Here is a 19,560-nt window from a genome sequence, read left to right on the forward strand (position 1 = left end):
ATTTTAGCTAGTATAAGTTTAAAACTAAAGCAAATGGTGCCCGAGGTCGGACTCGAACCGACACAAGGTTGCCCTTACCAGATTTTGAGTCTAGCGCGTCTACCAGTTTCACCACTCGGGCTTTTTGAAAGTTTTAAAATAATTAAATAGAATATGGGATTATACTAAAAAAAAATTAAAACAATATAAAATATTTTATATAAAAAAATTTAAATATTATTAAAATTTGGAACTTTTTTTGCTTGTAAATAATTAAAAAATTTATTTGCGGAGCAAAATAATGAGAATTAGCAATCAGTATAATTACTACACTTCTATACAAAACTACACAGATGGTCAGTCTTTGCTTAATAAATATAATTTGCAGCTACAAACAGGTCAGCTTATTCAGCATTCTTGGGAAAATGCAAATGTTTATATTAATGGCTCAAGATTAGAATATGAGATGGCAAACATAGGTCAAATAGTTCAAGGAACTCAATCTGCTATGGAGCTAGCAAAAAACACAGATACTGCCTTGAAAAATATCACAGAACTTTTAGAAAAATTTAAAACATTACTCACAAAAGCTGCAAGTGATGGTAATTCTCAAGAATCAAGAGAGGCTATAGCAAAAGAACTCAAACTTGTAAGAGATTCTATTGTAAATATTGCTAATACTAGTATCAATGGGCAATATCTCTTTGCAGGATCAAATAGTGCAAATAAACCTTTTGATAATTATGGAAATTATACTGGGAATAAAGATAATATTTTTGTAGTAAGTGGCGCTGGCACCCAAATTCCTTATAATATACCTGGATGGGATTTATTTTTTAAGCCTGATTCAAATATCAATAAAATTATTTCAACAAATGTTTCTTTTACTGATGCTCGTTATCCGGACAAAAAAGAATTTTTAACCGGAGAATCTAAATTTTCACATTTAATAGGCCAAAACTATGTTCAAAATGGAAAACTTGATCCAGATAAAAATTTTCAAGATAGCTATGATGATAAACTTCCTTTCCCGCATTCAGCTATGTATATTCAAGGTGTTAGACCTGATGGAACAAGTTTTAAAGCTACTTTAGATATAGATCCTGATGCAAAAATTGAAGATGTATTAAAAAATATTGGAAGATTATATGGAAATACAGAGGGAAATGAGGTTGTTAAGGTAGCATTAAATGATAGCGGGCAGATAGAAATAAAGAGCTTAAAAGAAGGAAGTAGCTCTTTAGATTTTCATGCTGTTGCTTTAACTCCACAGCTTCAAGATGAGCAACTTATTAAAGATTTAAAACAGGCTGCGGATGCTGAAGGTATTTCTATGGCAGAAGTAACCAATCGTATTATGCAAGCAGCGCATGGTGGAAATCTGAATGATACTAAAAGTCCCGTTACGATTGAATTAGATGGTAAACAATTTACTGTAGACTTGCACAAAACAGATTTTATTAAAAGTAACATCAATGGTGATAAAACTAATGGGGCTAGTTATGATGTGCCTTTTGAAAAAGATGGAAATACTGTTTTTGGCAATGTTTCTCAAGTGATTAAAGGTACAAGTGAATATGCTACTGATAGTACAAAGTTAAGTGAAGTTGTAGCAAATGCCAATGGAAGCATGCAAGGTCAACAACTCCAAATGGAAATCACTTCTAGAAGTGGTCAAAAATATAATGTAACTATTGATTTAGAAAATTCTACTGTAAGTTATCCTGATCCAAATAATCCGGGTCAAACCATAAGTTTTCCTATTACTCACTCTCAATATAATGAAAATACAGGTAATGCAGTGGGTATGCAAACAAGACCTGAAGATATTACTTATGGCCAGTTAAATGATATTATCGGTATGTTTGCAAGTGATAATGTTCCCACAGCAACTATTACTCCAAATGCAAACGGAACTATTAATAATAATGATTTTCAAACTATCCAACAAGATATAGCTGATTCTAAAGGTTTTGTTGAAGTTAGTATGGACTATAAAGGTCGTATAAGTATTACTGATAAATTTTCAAGTAACACTAATATAGGTCTTACTATTAAAGATTCAAATTCAAATAGCGGTTTTCCTCCAGCAGGTACTTCTGTAAATGGATCAGGTTTTGTATTTAGTGCAAACAATTCTTTAACTATTGATGATCCAAATGTTGATTTGATTAAAGACTTAGATGAGATGATAGATGCTGTTTTAAATGGCAGTATGAGGGCTGATTCAGAAGGAAGTGATCCTAGAAATACAGGTTTACAAGGGGCTTTAGAAAGAATAGATCATTTGCAAGATCATGTTAGAAAAATGCAAACAACCATAGGAGCTTACACTAATAATATAGAAGAGACAAATAAAAGAATGACTTTTTTAAATATCAATGTAGCTTCTATTAAAAGCGGTGTAACTGATGCTGATTATGGGCAAACTTATATGCAGTTTATGCAAACTATGGTATCTTATCAAGCTATGCTTTCGGCTACTTCTAAAATTTCTCAAATTAGTTTATTAAACTACTTATAATTTTTTGATATAATAGCTTTTTTCTTTATAAAGGATATATTATAAAAAAAGAAGCTATTTTTGTTATTTCTAATATTTTTATTTTTTATTTTTGCTTAAGTGCTTTGATACCCGATCAAGCTTTAGTAAGTATTATAGGGTATTCCTTGGCAAAACTTAGTTATTTTTTATTTGGATCATTGACTAAATTTTACCCTTTTGTCTTTTTTTGGTTTAATTATCTTTTGTATAAAAATAACTATAATTTTGAACTTATAGAGCGTAGATTTAGTGTGGCTGTTTTTGCTTGTATTTTTGCCTCACTTATTTTTGCTTCAGCGTTCTTGCAAGATAAAGGCTATATAGCCTCTGCTATGTTTGTAATCTTAGATGGACTTTTTGGAAAAATAGGAAGTTTAATCTTGGTGATTTTGCTTTTAGCTTTTGCTTTTAGTATTTCTTTTCCGCAAATTATCAAAGAGGTATTTAAAATAGAGCTTGATTTTGATTTTTATTTAAAACTTGAAACTTTAATTAAAAATAAAATTTTTGGCTTTTTTGGTGGCGATAAGTATGAAAATGAAACTAAAGAAGAGCAAGAAAAGCTCAAACAAGAGCTTTTAATTAAAGATAAAACAGAAGAACTTATCAAGGAAAAAGAGCTACCAAAAAAAGAAATCCAAGAGAATAAAAAATTTAATCTTGAAGATTTAAAAAATCAAGAATTAGAAGAGGTTGTGATTAGTGAAGAGGATAAAAAGCTAGGTTCAAGTTATATTCATGAGCTTTCAGAGCCTATTGCAAGTTTTGCTCAAAAAGCTAGTCAAATAAATATAAAGGAAGATGAAATGACCCCTGAAGAGTATTTATTAAAATACAAAAATAAAAGTGAAGATATTTATACTCAAACTTTAAAAAGTAAAAATTTAGATGAACCAAGCTATAAAAGACGCAATATGGATTTAAACGAAAACAAAGAAGAGGTGATAGAAGAAAATTCTTTGTTTGCCAAAGAGCTTAAAGAGCGTGAGCAAATGCTACAAAAAGCTAAATTGCTAGAAGAATATAAAGCCTTACAAAAAGAAAAAATCTTAGAAGAGCTTAATGAGGATTTTAAAAAAATTGAAGAATTAAATGCTATAGAAGCACAAAAAGAAGCTGAGTTTAAAAAAATTCAAGATAAAACTAGCTTTTTAGGGGTAAAAGAATTTAAAGATGAAGATTTTATTCCACAAAATGAAGTAAAAGAACTTGATTTTAGTGAAGATGATTTTGCCAAGCCTATTAGTATAGAAGAGCTAAGAAGTAAAAGAAACTATGAAAATCCTTTTGTAGTAGAAGAAGCACAAAATGAAGTTAAAGAAGAAAAAATTCCATTTGAGATTACCCAAGAGCCTATAATAGAAGTAATAGAAAATAAAACACACCATTCTATCACTAATGAAGTGAGTGAAAACAAAGCCTTGTTGAAAGATCTTGATTTTGGAAATTTTGAAAAACCAAAAGATTTTTCTTTACCACCCTTAGATTTTTTAACTATGCCAAAAGAAGGTAAAAGCGAGATAAATGAAGAAGAAATAGATAGAAAAATTTATGATTTATTGGAAAAATTAAGACGCTTTAAAATAGGTGGCGATGTAGTTAGAACTTACACGGGTCCTGTTGTAACTACTTTTGAATTTCGCCCAGCAGCAGATGTTAAAGTAAGTAAAATTTTATCATTACAAGATGATTTGGCTATGGCTTTAAAAGCTCAAACTATAAGAATTCAAGCTCCAATCCCAGGTAAAGATGTAGTGGGAATTGAAGTTCCAAATGAAAAAATCGATACGATTTACTTAAGAGAAATTTTAGAAAGTGAGGTATTTAAAAATTCTAGCTCACCTTTAACTATAGCTTTAGGTAAAGATATAGTAGGCGATCCTTTCATCACAGATCTTAAAAAGCTTCCTCATCTTTTAATAGCAGGAACTACAGGAAGTGGTAAAAGTGTGGGTATAAATTCTATGCTTTTATCTTTGCTTTATAGAAATTCGCCAAAAACCTTAAGACTTATGATGATAGATCCTAAAATGCTTGAATTTAGTATTTATAATGATATTCCACATTTACTTACACCGGTAATTACTGATCCTAAAAAGGCGGTAAATGCTTTATCAAATATGGTGGCTGAAATGGAACGCAGATATCGCTTGATGGCTGAAGCAAAAACTAAAAATATAGAAAATTACAATGAAAAGATCAAAGAACAAGGTGGAGAAATTTTACCATTTATTGTAGTGATTATCGATGAGTTGGCTGATTTAATGATGACAGCAGGTAAGGATGTAGAGTTTTATATAGGTCGTTTAGCACAAATGGCAAGAGCAAGCGGAATTCACTTAATCGTAGCCACACAACGCCCTTCAGTAGATGTTGTTACCGGTGTTGTAAAAGCAAATTTACCAAGTAGAATTTCTTATAAAGTAGGGCAAAAGATAGACTCTAAGGTTATTTTAGATTCTATGGGTGCTGAAAGTTTGTTAGGGCGTGGAGATTGTTTATTTACCCCTCCTGGTATGAGTGGTTTAGTGCGTTTGCACGCACCTTTTGCAAGTGAAAATGAAATCGAAAATATTGTAGAGTTTTTAAAAGCTCAACAAGTAGTAGAATATGATGAGAGCTTTTTAAAAGATGATAGTCAAGATGGAGCCTATAAAAGAAGTGAATTTGATGATGGAGATTTAGATGAACTTTATGAAGAAGCAAAGGCTGTAATCTTAGAAGATAGAAAAACTAGTATTTCTTATTTGCAAAGACGCTTAAAAATAGGCTACAACCGCGCAGCAAATATCATAGAACAACTTTCACAAACAGGTGTTTTAAGCGAACCTGATGCAAAAGGTCAAAGAGAAATTTTATAATCAATTTCTTATTGCCTTATTATGATCTTTTAAAGTAGAGGTAAAAATATGCTTATTGGTTTTTTTATCTCTTACAAAGTATAAATATTCTGTTTTAGCAGGAAAAATAGCTGCCTTAATAGCTTCAAATGAAACATTACACACAGCTTCTTTTGGTATGCCATTAAATTTATAAGTATTGTAAGAACTATTATCTGATCTTATTCTTTGTGGAGTGATTTTTTCATGAGAGTATTTTCCATAATTTAATGTCCCATCCATTTGAAGCTTCATGCCTTTTCTTAAGCGATTTCTAATCACAGATGAAACTATAGGCATTTCTTCATTACTCGCTGCTTCTTTTTGTATAATAGAAGCAATGATGATATATTCATGCCATTTTTTTTCATTGTATTCTCTAAAAATTTTATAAGAAAGTTTTTTAAATTCACTTGCAGAGTAAGCCAAAAGATATTTTACTAAAAGCTCTTCTGTAATGCCTTTTGGAATTTTATAAGTTTCGGGGAAAAGCATACCTTCTTTAAAAGGGCTTTGTTTGTAAAATTCTTGCATTAAGGTTTTGGCATTTAAATTTAACTTTGGTGCTAATTCTTCAAAGAAAATTTCAGTCGTTTCCCCAGGAATTAAAGTAATAGTTTCAAGTGCTGCTTTAGCGACGGTAAGCTTATGTAAAAATTCAGCTCTATTTAGTTCTTTTGTGCCTATATTTATCCAGCCAGATTGTGGATGGCCTAAAAAATATAAAGTATATTTGTCAATATTGCTCATTTTATAGTTATTTTTATCTAATTGCGTTATAATCTTACTAACAGAACCTTGTGGTATAAAAACTACAGAGTTTGTTTTTATAGGTAAAAGTAGATAATAAAAAATGGATAAAAGAAAAATTAAAATCAAATCACAACATATTAAAAAAATTCTTAAATTTTTAGCATTACCTATGATACTTTTCATTGTTTTGTTTGTTTACCTCAAAAATGGAATTTACATAGAAAAATTAGAAATTTCTTCTATTAATTTGGAGAAATTATATATTAAATTAGATAAAAAACTCATTTTAAATGCAAAAAAAGTTATAGTAAATTCTCAAAATCAAAACACTCAAAATGAAACTAGTGCGAGTAAAGCTGTACAACTTATCAAAGATGTAAAATATATTTATTGGTTTTTTCAAGAAATCAATATAGATGAAATTTTTGTTAATAACTATCCCGTGGAATTAATTTATAAAAATAATCTATTTTTTGTAAACAGTAAAAATCTTTTAGTAAAAGTCAATTTAAAAATTAGTGATAAAAATATACAAGCTAATATTGATAATTTTCTTTTAAAAGATCATAACCTTAGTGTAGTTGGCTCTTTAGTTATCAATCCTAAGACAAAATTTTATACTTTTAAAGGAGAAATTGATAGTGATTTTTTAAAAAGTGATGTCAAATTCTCACTTAAAAGAGAAGAAATTGCTTATGAATTAGAAAATACAAGCTCAAATAATATTTCAAAAATTTTTGATATTTTAGTGGAAAATGGAGTGCATTTGCCTTCTAATCTTGCTCTTTGGGTGGGCGGTAAGGTAAAGGCTGATTTTTATTTTATAGAGAAATTAAATGGCTTTGCAGATTTTGGAAAACATAGATATTATTTGAATGATATTAGTGCTAAAGGTTATGTAAATAACTTGAAGGTGGTTTTAGATAAAGGTATAGATCCTATCATTAGTCCTTTTGTAAGGCTTGAATTTAATAAACAAAAACTAGAATTTATCTATGATAAATTATATTTTAACAATTACAATCTCAATCAAAGTCAAATTTATATAGACAATATGCTAAATGAAAAAGCAGGAATTTATATACGCATAAAAAGTGACAATGCTAGAGCTGATTATAGAGTGAATAAAATTTTGCGTTTGTATGATATAAAATTACCATTTTTACAAAACAATGGTATTACAAAGACTGATTTAGTTTTGAAAATTCCTTTTGAACATCCTGAAAGAATTTCATATAAAGGAAATTTTGATATTGTAAATTCTAATATAAATATAAGTGACTTTAAAATCATACAAGCAAATATTGATTTACAAAAAGATAAATTAGAGATTAAAAATGCAAGCGTACAAAGTGAATTAATCAGCGGTGATTTTAATGCAAGTATTGATTTAAAGCAAAAAAAAGGTGATTTTAAGACCTTTATAACAAATTTAAAATTACCACAAGATAGCTTAAAAATGGAAAATAAATTTCTTGATTTAGATCTTAACTATGATAAAAATATCAGTTTATATAATAAAGAGCTTACTACGACTCTAAATTTTGATCAAGGTATGTCTGTTTATGTTGCTAAGCTTGCAAAGTATAAGACTTATTCTAAATTAATGCAAAAAAATAATGTGCATGATGGAGAGTTGTCATTAGACACTTTAAATTTTAAAGATTTTGATGTAGATATAAATAATACCACTTTTGAATCATTTTTACTCTATAAGGATAATAATCCTTATGAGTATGATAGTTTTAGTATAAAAATAAAGGGAGAAGATTTTAATTTAACTAGCGCAAGTGGTAGTGTTTTTGCACAAAAAGACAATGATGATATTAACATTACTTTAAATAATGTTAATTTATTATTTTCAGAACAAGATACAGAAAATACACTAGATAATCTTGAAAATTCAAATTACAATATCAGTGCTAAAAATATAGATTTGATCTTAAAAGATTTTAACAAAACTTTAGATTTTGATCAATTTAATGCTAAAATCAAAAAAGACTATATAAAAGCTTGGGCTAATAGAAATGAGTCTAAATTTGAGCTTTTGCTTAAAGAAAATCAAATGCAAATTAGAGCTTTAAAAATGGATGATGATTTTCTGAATACTTTTATGCGTCAAAATGTTTTTGAAAAAGGCGAGTTTAATCTTTATGTAGATGGTAATAGTACTGATTTTTTTAAAGGCAAATTTTTATTTAAAGATACTTATTTAAAAGATTTAAAATTTCATCAGCAACTCTTAAGTTTTATTGATACAATACCTAGTTTGATTTTATTTAAAGCCCCAACTTTTAATGAAAAAGGTTTTAGTGTAGAAAATGCTGGTATAAGTTTTAATCGCAAAAAAGATCTTTTTGAAATAGATGCGCTAAATTTTAATGGTGATAGTGCAGATATTTTAGGTCAAGCTAAAATCAATTTAAGAAGTAGTCAAGTGGATGGTTTATTAGAGCTTAGAACGCTAAAATCAGCTAGTTCGGTTATTTCTAAAGTTCCAATTATCAATCAAATTATATTAGGCAAAGACAGGCAAATTAGCACACAAATTAAACTAGGTGGAACAATTGATAATCCCGAGTTTAAAACTCAACTTATCGCACAAAGTTTGCAACTTCCTTATCATTTGATAAAAAATATTTTTGAATTACCGACAAATTTAGTTAAATAATACCACAAAGGAGCTAAGATGAAAATTACCATCATAGGAGCAGGAAATGTCGGTGCAAGCATTGCTTATGCTTTAATTTTAAGAGAATTAATAGATGAGATTATATTGATTGATATTAATAAAGACTTGCTTTTTGCTAGAGAATTAGAACTAAGTCAAAGCATAGCCGCTTTTAATTTTGATATTAAAATAACTTGTACGGATGATTATACATACTCAAAAGATTCTCAAGTGGTTATTTTTAGTGCAGGTGTAGCTAGAAAAGAAGGTCAGAGTAGAGATGAGCTTTTTGTTATTAATTCTAAAATTATGCTTGAGTGTGCAAAAAATATTAAAAAATTTAACAACGATCCTTTGTTTATCATAGTAAGCAATCCTGTAGATTTTTTACTCAACGCTCTTTATGAAAGTAAATTATTTTCATTAAAAAAAATCATTGCTATGGCAGGTGTTTTAGATAATGCTAGATTTAAATACGAAGTGAGCAAAAAATTAGATATAAAAACTTCTTATATAGATACTAAGCTTATAGGTTTTCACAATGATAGTATGGTTTTGGTAAAATCTCAAAGTAAAGTGCAAAATAAAGCTTTAAGTGAAGTCTTAGATAAGCAAGATATTGTTCAAATTGAACAAGAGGTTAAAACCGGTGGTGCTAAAATTATAAAATATTTAAAAACTTCAGCCTATTTAGCTCCTGCTAGTGCTTGCGTGAGAATGATAGAGGCTTTAAAAAGTGGAGAATTTTTACCAGTATGTGTGATTTTAGATGGAGAATATGGCATAAGAGAAAAAGCTTTTGGAGTTATGGCAAGGATTAGTCTTGATGGGGTGCTTGAAACTTTAGAATTAAAATTAGACAATCAAGAACAAATTGCATTAGAAAATTCTTTTATTCAGTATAATTATAAATAATTTTTTAGGAGTTTTTTACTCCTAATGTTACTTTGTGTTATAAAATCTTATTAGTTTTATTTTATCTTTTAAATAATATTTAATCATGCTATAAATTCGCTATAATAAAAAGTTTGTTTTAAAAATAATTTTTAATAAAAAATCATTAGAAAATTACAAAAAACTAGAAAGGAATATTAATGATTGCTCCAGAGAATACACCAGTTTGGGTTGATGAAGCAAGATGTAAGGCTTGTAATATCTGTGTTAGCTATTGTCCAGCCGGAGTTTTAGCAATGAGAGATGAAATCAGTGCAGTTTTAGGACAGATGATAGAAGTGGTTCATCCTGATTCTTGTATAGGCTGTAGTGAATGTGAAAGTCACTGTCCTGATTTTGCGATTTTTGTTGCCAAAAGAGATGAATTTAAATTTGCAAAGCTTACGCCAGAAGCCAAAGAAAGAGCACAAGCTGTCAAAGAAAATAAATACAAAAAACTAAATGCATAGGAAAACAAAATGAGAGAAGTTATATCAACAGGTAATGTTTTAGTAGCCAAAGCTGCGATTGATTGTGGCTGTAAATTTTTTGGTGGTTATCCAATTACCCCAAGTTCTGAAATAGCACATGAACTAAGCCATATGTTACCAAAAAATGATGGTACTTTTATACAGATGGAAGATGAAATTTCGGGTATTAGCGTGGCCTTAGGTGCTTCTATGAGTGGAGTAAAATCCATGACAGCAAGCAGCGGACCGGGAATTTCTTTAAAAGCCGAACAAATTGGTTTGGGTTTTATAGCTGAAATTCCACTAGTAATTGTAAATGTTATGAGAGGTGGTCCTTCAACTGGTCTTCCAACAAGGGTTGCGCAAGGTGATTTATTTCAAGCAAAAGCTCCAACACATGGAGATTATGCAAGTATAGCTTTAGCTCCTGCTTCATTAGAGGAAGCTTACACTGAAACTATTAGAGCTTTTAATTTAGCTGAAAAATACATGACTCCAGTATTTTTGCTTTTAGATGAAACCATAGGACACATGAATGGTAAGGCAAAATTACCTGATTTAGAAGAATTAGAAATTATCAACCGCAAAAAATTTATGGGCGATAAAAAAGATTACAAACCTTATGCAGCAGGTGAAAATGAAGCTGCCACACTAAATCCTTTCTTTGAAGGTTATCGTTATCATATCACAGGACTTCATCATGGAGACATAGGCTTTCCAACAGAAGATGGAGCAATAGTAGATAAAAATATGAAAAGATTGTTTGGTAAGATTAAAAATAATACCGATGAAATTTGCACTTATGAAGAGTTTATGTGTGATGATGCGCAGTTTTTAATCATTGCTTATGGAAGCGTTGCAAGATCTGCTAAAGAAGCTATCTTAAGACTTAGAGAAGAGGGTTTAAAAGTAGGGCTTTTTAGACCTATTACGCTTTATCCAGTAGCTGAGAAAAAAATAGCTCAAGTGGTATCTAAATTTGAAAAAGTTATGGTAAGTGAGCTTAATATGGGGCAATATTTAGAAGAAATTCAAAGAGTAAGCAAAAGAGATGATTTTATTAGCTTGCACCGTGCAAATGGTCGCCCTATAACCCCAAGTGAAATTATTGCTAAAGTAAAGGAGAATATATAAAATGGCTTTTAATTACGATGAATATTTAAGAGTAGATAAACTTCCAACACAATGGTGCTGGGGTTGTGGGGATGGTGTTGTTTTAAAAGCTATTATTAGAGCTATTCAAAAACTTGGCTGGAATATGGATGATGTTTGTTTAGTTTCTGGTATAGGTTGTAGTGGTAGAATGAGTTCTTATGTAAATTGCAATACAGTCCATACTACCCATGGTAGAGCTATTGCTTATGCAACAGGGATTAAGCTAGCAAATCCTAAAAAACATGTAATCGTAGTAAGCGGAGATGGCGATACTTTAGCAATTGGTGGAAATCATACCATCCATGGATGTAGAAGAAATATAGATTTAACTCATATTTTAATCAATAATTTTATTTATGGTCTTACAAATTCACAAACTTCACCAACTACCCCACAAGGCTTTTACACTGTTACAGCTCAAGCAGGTAATATAGACCCAAATTTTGATGCTTGTGAGCTTACTAAAGCCGCTGGGGCTTCTTTTGTAGCAAGAACAAATGTTATAGAGGCAAATAAGCTTGAAAATATCATTTTTAAAGCTTTATCTCACAAAGGTTATAGTTTTGTAGATGTATTTTCAAACTGCCATATTAACCTAGGTAGAAAAAACAAAATGGGCGAAGCTGTAAGCATGCTTGATTGGATTAAAAATCGTTGTGTTGAAAAGTCTAAATTTGAACAATTAGACTACGAACAAAGAGCGGATAAATTTCCTACAGGAATTTTACACCAAGATGAAAGCAAAGCAGAATATTGTGAAGCTTATGAGGAAGTTAGAAGAGCCTTGAAAGAAAAAAGAATGGTTGATTTGGGAGTATTAAAATGAAATATCAATTAAGATTTTGTGGTGAAGGTGGACAAGGGGTTATCACTGCAGGTGAAATTCTAGCTAAAGCCGCCATTAAAGAAGGGCGTAATGCTTTTAAAGCTTCTACTTATACTTCTCAAGTTAGAGGTGGACCAACTAAGGTTGATATTATCGTTGATGAAAATGAAATCTTTTTTCCTTATGCAGTAGAAGGTGAAGTTAGTTTTATGCTTTCAACTGCTGATAAAGGTTATCATAGTTTCAAAGATGGTGTTTGTGATGGTGGTGTTATAGTTATAGAGCCAAATTTAGTTCATCCAAGTAAAGAAGATTATGCAAGATGGAAAATTTTTGAAATTCCTATTATTACTATAGCTAAAGAAGAAGTAGGGAATGTAGCTACTCAATCAGTCGTTGCTTTAGCTATAGCTGCTTATATGAGTAAATGTATTGATATTGATGCATTAAAACAAACTATGCTTGATATGGTACCTGCAAAAACTAAAGAGGCAAATGCAAAAGCTTTTGATTTAGGTATAGAATACGCTAAAAAAGCACAAGTAGTTTCTTGATTTTCAAGAAACTCTTTCTTGTAAAATAATATTTATTAAATTATCGTTATAATATTTTCCATTTTAAGCAAAAAGGTAAAATAATGAAAGAGCTAAATGGCTCGCAAATGATTTGTGAAGCATTAAAAGAAGAAAATGTTAAAGTAGTTTTTGGTTATCCTGGTGGTGCGGCTTTAAATATTTATGATGAAATTTACAAACAAACTCATTTTAAACACATTTTAGTCAGACACGAGCAAGCGGCCTTACATAGCGCTGATGCTTATGCTAGAATGAGTGGTAAAGTTGGTGTGGCAGTAGTTACAAGTGGACCTGGTTTTACTAATACAGTTACAGGTTTAGCTACTGCTTATAGTGATTCTATACCTTTGGTTTTAATTTCAGCTCAAGTTGCAAATTCTTTAATAGGAACAGATGCTTTTCAAGAAATCGATGCTATAGGTATTTCAAGACCTTGTGTAAAGCATAATTATTTAGTAAAAAATATCGAAGAATTACCTAAAATTTTAAAAGAAGCTTTTTATATTGCTACAACAGGTAGAAAAGGGCCTGTGCATATTGATATACCTAAAGATGTTACTGCTGCTATGGGTATATGGCATTATCCTAAAGAAATTTCTATGAAAACTTACAAGCCAACCTATAAAGGAAATATCAAGCAAATTAAAAAATTAGTAAGCTTGATTAAAAATGCTCAAAAACCTTTATTTTACCTAGGTGGAGGTTGTATAGCTTCTAATGCTAGTGACGAATTAAGAGAATTAATTCATTTTTGTCAAATTCCTGCAGTTGAAACTTTAATGGCTCTAGGGGCTTTAAGAAGTGATGATGAGCTTAATTTAAAAATGGCAGGTATGCACGGAAGTTATTGTGCAAATATCGCTTTAAGTGAGTGTGATTTACTCATTGCTGTGGGTGCTAGATTTGATGATAGGATTACTGGTAAAACAAGTGAGTTTGCCAAGGGTGCAAAAATCGTTCATATTGATATAGATCCAAGCTCTATTTCTAAAATTATCGAAGCGCATTTTCCTATAGTTGGGGATATTAAAAGTGTTATTTTAGATACCTTAGAAGAATTAAAAAAAGAAAGTTTTGACAACACAAAATACCAAGAATGGTTTAAAACTTTACAAAACTATCAACAATTATATCCTTTAATCTATGAAGATAATGATGAAGTTTTAAAACCTCAATGGGTTATAGAAGAATGTGCTAGATTAGCTCCTGATGCAAGGATAATTACTGATGTGGGGCAACATCAAATGTGGGTAGCGCAATTTTATCCTTTTAATTATGCAAGACAACTTGCAACAAGCGGTGGGCAAGGAACTATGGGGTATTCTTTACCGGCCGCACTTGGGGCTAAATTAGCTGTAGATGAAGAAGTTGTAATAAATTTTGTAGGCGATGGTTCTTTTTTAATGAATATACAAGAGCTAATGACAGCAAGTGCTTATGGAATCAAAGTGATTAATATTATTTTAAATAATTCTTTTTTAGGTATGGTAAGACAATGGCAAAGTATGTTTTATAAAGAAAGATTTTCTAATACAGATCTAACAAGTCAACCTGATTTTGTTACTATTGCTAAAGGTTTTCATTGTGAGGGTTATAATGTTTTTAATAAAGAAGAATTTCAAAAAGCTTTTAAAGCAGCCTTAGAATCTAAAAAAACTTGTGTTTTAAATGTAGCTATAGATCGTTATGAAGATGTATTACCTATGGTACCTGCGGGCGGAGCTATTTATAATATGATTTTACCTAGCTATAAAAACAAGGATAAAAAATGAAAAGAAGAGTAATTTCTGTCATTGTATTAAATGAGCATGGGGTATTATCACGCGTTGTCGGGCTTTTTTCAGGACGTGGTTATAATATAGAATCTCTTACGGTTGCTCCACTTGATGATAAAGAATTCTCAAGGATAAATATCGTTACTTTAGGCGATGAAAAAGTTTTTGAGCAAATCATAAAACAACTTCATAAACTCATACCTACTTATAAGGTAATTGATTCTAGTGATTTTATAGAAAAAGAAACAGCTTTGGTAAAGATTGCTTTAAATGAAAATTTTGCAGGTTTAGATGCCATATTAAAAGCTTATAATGGCAGTGTGACTTATAGTGATGATGAGTTTATTATAGTAATGGCAAGTGATGATGCAAAAAATATCGATAACTTTTTAAAAACTATGAAAAAGTATAATCCTATTAGTGTAGTTAGAAGTGGTTCTATTTTAATGGAGGTAAAATGAAAATTAGTGAAATTGCTAAATTTTTAGGCATAGAATATTGCGGAGATGATATAGAAATTACAGCTTTAAATTCATTAAATAATGCAAGTTTTACTGAACTTAGTTATTGCGATGGAGAAAAAAACTCTAAAAAAATTGCAAGTAGTGGAGCTGGGGCTATATTAGTCTCAAAAGAATTCGAAAATTTAGTTTCAAAAGATTGTGTTAAATTAGTTGTTGATAATCCACATTTATCTTTTGCGCTTTTAAGTAAGCTTTTTGCTAAACCTTTAATTTCTAGTGAAAAGAAAAATTCTAAAATTGCTAAAAGTGCTAAGATTATGCCAAATGTTTATATTGGAGAAAATGTCCAAATAGCTGATCATGTAGTGATAATGGCAGGAGCTTATATAGGCGATAATGTAAGTATAGGTGAATATACTACAATCCATCCAAATGTTGTGATTTATAATGACACTAAAATAGGTAAAAAATGTCATTTGCTAGCAAATTGTGTAATAGGTAGTGATGGCTTTGGTTATGCGCATACAAAAAATGGCGAGCATTATAAGATTTATCATAATGGGAATGTTATTTTAGAAGATTTTGTGGAAGTTGGAGCTTGCACGACTATTGATAGAGCGGTTTTTGAAAGCACTATCATAAAGCAAGGTACAAAGATTGATAATCTTGTTCAAGTAGGACATAATTGTGAAGTAGGGGAGAATTGTCTTATAGTAGCTCAAAGTGGAATTTCAGGCTCAAGTATTTTGGGTAAAAATGTCATCATGGGTGGACAAAGCGCTACAAGCGGACATTTAGAAATAGGGGATTTTGCTACCATAGCCGCAAGAGGTGGGGTCACTAAAAATTTAGAAGGTGCTAGGGTTTATGGCGGTTTTCCTATCATGCTTCAAAAAGATTGGTTAAAATTTCAAGCAAAAATTATCACAGCTTTTAGGGATAAACATGAGTAAAAAAATATTTAAAACTATAGAATTACATGGCAGTAAAAGTGGAGAAATAAGCCTTTGTAATCTTTCTAATCCTTATGGTATAGGAAGTAATGATGTCTTAAGTATAGGTGTGGCTTTGAAAAAAGAAAATGGAATAGATTGGAAAGTTCATATTCCTTATGAAAATTTAAAAGATCTTATCCATGCACTTCAAGAAATAGAAAAAAGCAAAGCCTAGTTTAAAAACTAGGCGTATTTAAATCCCTTTTTCTTCCTGCGCTAATAATTAAAATAAAATTAAGTACAATCAAAACATACACAAAAGTTGGTATAGGAAAAGCGTCACCATTTGCATAAGAATGGAGCCCAGAAAGATAAAAATTCACTCCAAAATAAGTCATTAATATACTATAAAAGGCTAAAACACTAGCACTTGCAAAAACAAAAATAAAATAAGTTTTAAAAATAAATCTTAAGTGCAATACTATAGTATAAACTACAATAGAAATCAAAGCCCAAGTTTCTTTTGGATCCCAACCCCAATATCTTCCCCAGCTTTCATTAGCCCAAACTCCGCCTAAAAAATTTCCTATTGTAAGCATTGCAAGTCCTATTATCATAGACATTTCATTAACGCAGTGTAATTTAATGATGTTTAAATCTATATTTTTATTTTTACCCCTTAAAGCAAAAAGAATTAAACTCAAAATCCCTATAATAAAACAAAGTGCTAAAAATCCATAACTTGCTGTTATAATAGAAACATGAATATTAAGCCAATATGATTTTAAAACAGGTACTAAATTTCCAATTTGAGGATCCATAAAGCCAAGATGAGCTACAAAAAGCGAAATGCCTGCTAAAAAACTCGCACCACATAAAGCCAAGAGTGATTTTCTAAAAAATATCACAGCACTCATCACACAAGCAAAAGCTATATAAATCATGCTTTCATAAGCATTACTCCAAGGAGCATGCCCGCCTACATACCAACGAATGATTAAAGCTAGTGCATGTATGATTACACATATACTTAAAATGATGTAAAAAAATCTATATACAAAGGCAGATAAAGAAATATTTTTTAATATAGTATAAAAACTTAAAAGGAAAAACACTAATGCAAAGCTAATATAAACAAAAGTTAGATTATCAAAGATATTATAATGATTAAGCAGTATTTCAAGATCTAATCTTTCTTTTGGCGGTAAAACACTACTTCCATAATGATTTTGAAAATCTTTTAAAGATTGTAAAATTTCATTCGCATCTTGCCATTGATTATTTTCAACACCATTGCGAACTTGTAAAAAATAGCTAACTAAAAGCATTTGTAAACGCTCTACATCTTCTTTTGCAAAAGGTAAAATTTGCACCGGAGAATACCACTTTAAACTTTGCTCATTAATATCAGGAAAAATAGTTAAAGCTTGACCGCTATAAATATAATATGCATGATTTATTTTTTCATCTAAGGCTAGTAAATCTTTATCAAAGCTAGTTCTTAATGAAGGCTTTTTGCGGTTAGCTTCTTCAATATAATTACTCAGTTTATATACCCCATTATCAAACACATCATCAAATGCTATGTATTTTTCATTTATATCTGTGCCTATTAATTCTCTTAGTTTGCTTGTTTTGGTAGCTATCATTTTGATTTTTCTAAATTCTTTAGGATAAATCATCATTGCTAGAAAAATTTGATCATAGTGAAGATTTAAAAAATTTTCTTTTTGAGTGATTTTATAAATAAATTCCATTGCCAAAGTATCTAAAGGTTTGATTCTACCATTATGATCTTGTACAAGTAATTTTGCAAAATTTAAAGAATGCTCATAGGAATTTTTTTGTAAATTTGAGATTAAATTTAAAATTTCACTTTTATTTTCTTGTGTAAAAAGCGGAGTTTGTAAATTTGCAAAAAGCAAAATAAACAATATAAAACTTTGACCTTTTTTTAAATAAATGCTTAAATGATGAAATCTTGAGTTTTTGTCAAATAAAACCCATAAAAATCCTAAAATCAATAAAGTATAACCTATATAAGTAGGGATTTTACCAGGATCTTTATTAACTGAAAGTATAGTGCCTTGCTCATCTTGATCATAAGAGCTTTGAAAAAATCTATATCCACCATAATCAAGAACATTATTCATAAAAATATCATAATCTAGACTAATATTATTTTGCTCATCTATGATTTGAATTTTTGAAGTGTAAGAAGATGGACTCATAGAGCCTAAATAACGCTCTAGTATAAAATCTTTTAAGTGTAATGCAAAAGGAAGCTTAATTTCTCTTGGTCCCCAATTGATAGTAAAATTTTTTCCCTGTAAGTTAAAATGCACTGCTTGTTTTTTTGTAAAATTTGGATTTAAGATTATTTGTGTATTTGCTTTTTGATAATTAATATTTAATTTTAAGCTAGCAGGTGTGATAGAATCTTTTTGTGGAGTGTATTTGATAGAGCTTATGATTAATTTTTCACCATTTAAGTCAATAGTTTTTTCAAAATGCTTTTGAGTTAGCGTGGTAAAGCTAATAGGAAATTCAAAACTAGCATTAGCATCAAAATCAGTAATTTTTATAAATTCTTCCCTAGTAACTATGGTGTTAGAGCTTTGATTTTCTCTTATATGCATTCCACCTTCTAAGCCAAAATATCTAGTAAGTCCAGCACCGATTAAAATCACTATAAAAGATAAATGCAAAAGCAAGATAGAGTATTTTTTCTTTTGAAAAAGCTTGTTGTGAAATATCACTCCGATTAAATTTAAACCTAGTAATAAATGCAACATATCAAACCAAGCATTATTATAAATTAAAGCTTTAGCTGCACTAATACCAAAATCATTTTCTATAAAGGTTGCCACAGCACAAGCTATGGCATATATACTCATTAGTAAAAAACTCATTGCAAAAGAAAAAAAATACTGCATTTTTAACCTTTAAATATTATTTTCTTTATAAAAATGTATGAGTTTTTGTGCTATGGTTGCTTCGTCTAAATTTTGATTTTCTTTTTGATTTAAAAACTCCATTGTAGCGCTTAGTCTTTTTGCGCTAATAAAACCAGGATAATTTAGCAAAGTTTGGCTGTTTTTGTTTAAAATTACAATAGTAGGGGTGGCTACTATATCATAAATACTAGAAAGTTCAGCTGTACTTAAGTCACTTTTATGGTTTTTATAAAATGTATGAATTTTTTTATAGCTTATATTTATATAATATGAGCTGTATTTGTCTTTTATAAGTTCTTGTATTTTTTTATCATTTTTAATTTCTTCTTTTAATTTATCACAATAAAGGCAGTGATTTGCGCTGAAAATGATTAAAATGTTTTTATCATCACTTTTTATATTTGTATTATCTTTAAATAAATAGGCTATTTCTTCATAAGATTTTTTATCTAAATCATTTGCTTTTTGCAAATTTTCTTTAGAAAATTGTGTACCGCTTGAGATTAAATTAGAATCAAGTTTTTCTTCATTAGAACAAGCTATAAAAAAAATACTTAAAAAACTAAGTGAGAGTATTGTTTTAAACATTTAAAATCCTTGAAAAAATTAGAAAAAGTCCTTATTCGCTATTATAGCGAATAAG

At 29.7% G+C, this 19,560-nt stretch carries 15 protein-coding genes and 1 tRNA gene; 12 read left to right on the top strand and 4 right to left on the bottom strand.

Features of this window, described 5'->3' with window-relative positions; genetic code table 11:
- Positions 1-34: 34 nt before the first annotated feature.
- A tRNA-Leu gene (locus E2O22_RS01120) sits at positions 35-121 on the bottom strand.
- 159 nt (positions 122-280) lie between these two features.
- Between E2O22_RS01120 and flgL the strand changes: the two genes are divergently transcribed.
- Both flgL and E2O22_RS01130 read left to right on the top strand, forming a co-directional pair.
- On the top strand, positions 281-2,503 hold the full coding sequence (flgL, locus tag E2O22_RS01125) for a flagellar hook-associated protein FlgL (protein ID WP_133318848.1): 2,223 nt from the start codon (positions 281-283) through the stop codon (positions 2,501-2,503).
- A 353-nt stretch (positions 2,504-2,856) separates the two neighbouring features.
- The gene (locus tag E2O22_RS01130) at positions 2,857-5,385 is read left to right on the top strand and encodes a DNA translocase FtsK (RefSeq protein WP_412175107.1); all 2,529 of its coding nucleotides are present in this window, start codon (positions 2,857-2,859) and stop codon (positions 5,383-5,385) included.
- Here E2O22_RS01130 and mltG read toward each other — a convergent pair whose 3' ends face one another.
- Positions 5,386-6,339: an endolytic transglycosylase MltG gene (gene mltG, locus E2O22_RS01135; RefSeq protein ID WP_133318850.1), complete on the bottom strand. Its 954-nt coding sequence runs from the start codon at positions 6,337-6,339 to the stop codon at positions 5,386-5,388. It lies immediately after the preceding gene.
- Between mltG and E2O22_RS01140 the strand changes: the two genes are divergently transcribed.
- The 10 genes from E2O22_RS01140 (at position 6,326) to E2O22_RS01185 (ending at position 16,195) form a co-directional block, all read left to right on the top strand.
- Positions 6,326-8,827 carry a YhdP family protein gene (locus E2O22_RS01140; protein ID WP_133318851.1) on the top strand — a complete coding sequence of 834 codons (2,502 nt, stop codon included), beginning with the start codon at positions 6,326-6,328 and terminating at the stop codon, positions 8,825-8,827. The genes mltG and E2O22_RS01140 overlap by 14 nt on opposite strands.
- A gap of 18 nt (positions 8,828-8,845) precedes the next feature.
- Positions 8,846-9,742, top strand: a complete 897-nt coding sequence (locus tag E2O22_RS01145; protein ID WP_133318852.1) for a lactate/malate family dehydrogenase — start codon at positions 8,846-8,848, stop codon at positions 9,740-9,742.
- Between the two features lie 173 nt (positions 9,743-9,915).
- Positions 9,916-10,230, top strand: a complete 315-nt coding sequence (locus E2O22_RS01150) for a 4Fe-4S binding protein (RefSeq protein ID WP_133318853.1) — start codon at positions 9,916-9,918, stop codon at positions 10,228-10,230.
- Between the two features lie 9 nt (positions 10,231-10,239).
- Positions 10,240-11,364, top strand: coding sequence for a 2-oxoglutarate synthase subunit alpha (locus tag E2O22_RS01155; RefSeq protein WP_133318854.1), 1,125 nt, complete (start codon positions 10,240-10,242; stop codon positions 11,362-11,364).
- 1 nt (position 11,365) lies between these two features.
- Complete coding sequence (locus E2O22_RS01160; RefSeq protein ID WP_133318855.1) at positions 11,366-12,211, top strand: 2-oxoglutarate ferredoxin oxidoreductase subunit beta; 846 nt, start codon at positions 11,366-11,368, stop codon at positions 12,209-12,211.
- Complete coding sequence (locus E2O22_RS01165) at positions 12,208-12,765, top strand: 2-oxoglutarate:acceptor oxidoreductase subunit OorC (RefSeq protein ID WP_133318856.1); 558 nt, start codon at positions 12,208-12,210, stop codon at positions 12,763-12,765. The genes E2O22_RS01160 and E2O22_RS01165 overlap by 4 nt, the downstream gene beginning before the upstream one ends.
- Before the next feature lie 83 nt (positions 12,766-12,848).
- Entirely contained in the window at positions 12,849-14,558 is a 1,710-nt protein-coding gene (locus E2O22_RS01170) for an acetolactate synthase large subunit (RefSeq protein WP_133318857.1), read from the top strand.
- Positions 14,555-15,022: an acetolactate synthase small subunit gene (ilvN, locus tag E2O22_RS01175; protein WP_039626144.1), complete on the top strand. Its 468-nt coding sequence runs from the start codon at positions 14,555-14,557 to the stop codon at positions 15,020-15,022. Before E2O22_RS01170 ends, ilvN begins: the two co-directional genes overlap by 4 nt.
- Positions 15,019-15,978 carry a UDP-3-O-(3-hydroxymyristoyl)glucosamine N-acyltransferase gene (gene lpxD / locus E2O22_RS01180; protein ID WP_133318858.1) on the top strand — a complete coding sequence of 320 codons (960 nt, stop codon included), beginning with the start codon at positions 15,019-15,021 and terminating at the stop codon, positions 15,976-15,978. The genes ilvN and lpxD overlap by 4 nt, the downstream gene beginning before the upstream one ends.
- Positions 15,971-16,195, top strand: a complete 225-nt coding sequence (locus E2O22_RS01185; RefSeq protein WP_133318859.1) for a hypothetical protein — start codon at positions 15,971-15,973, stop codon at positions 16,193-16,195. The genes lpxD and E2O22_RS01185 overlap by 8 nt, the downstream gene beginning before the upstream one ends.
- Before the next feature lies 1 nt (position 16,196).
- Here the strand turns inward: E2O22_RS01185 and ccsA are convergent, their stop codons facing one another.
- Complete coding sequence (gene ccsA, locus E2O22_RS01190; protein WP_133318860.1) at positions 16,197-18,896, bottom strand: cytochrome c biogenesis protein CcsA; 2,700 nt, start codon at positions 18,894-18,896, stop codon at positions 16,197-16,199.
- A gap of 9 nt (positions 18,897-18,905) precedes the next feature.
- Positions 18,906-19,505 (bottom strand): SoxW family protein, encoded by a 600-nt coding sequence (locus E2O22_RS01195; protein ID WP_133318861.1) that lies wholly within the window; start codon positions 19,503-19,505, stop codon positions 18,906-18,908.
- Positions 19,506-19,560: the final 55 nt, after the last annotated feature.

The organism is Campylobacter lari, from assembly GCF_004357905.1.
In the GTDB taxonomy this organism is placed as follows: Bacteria; Campylobacterota; Campylobacteria; order Campylobacterales; family Campylobacteraceae; genus Campylobacter_D; species Campylobacter_D lari_D.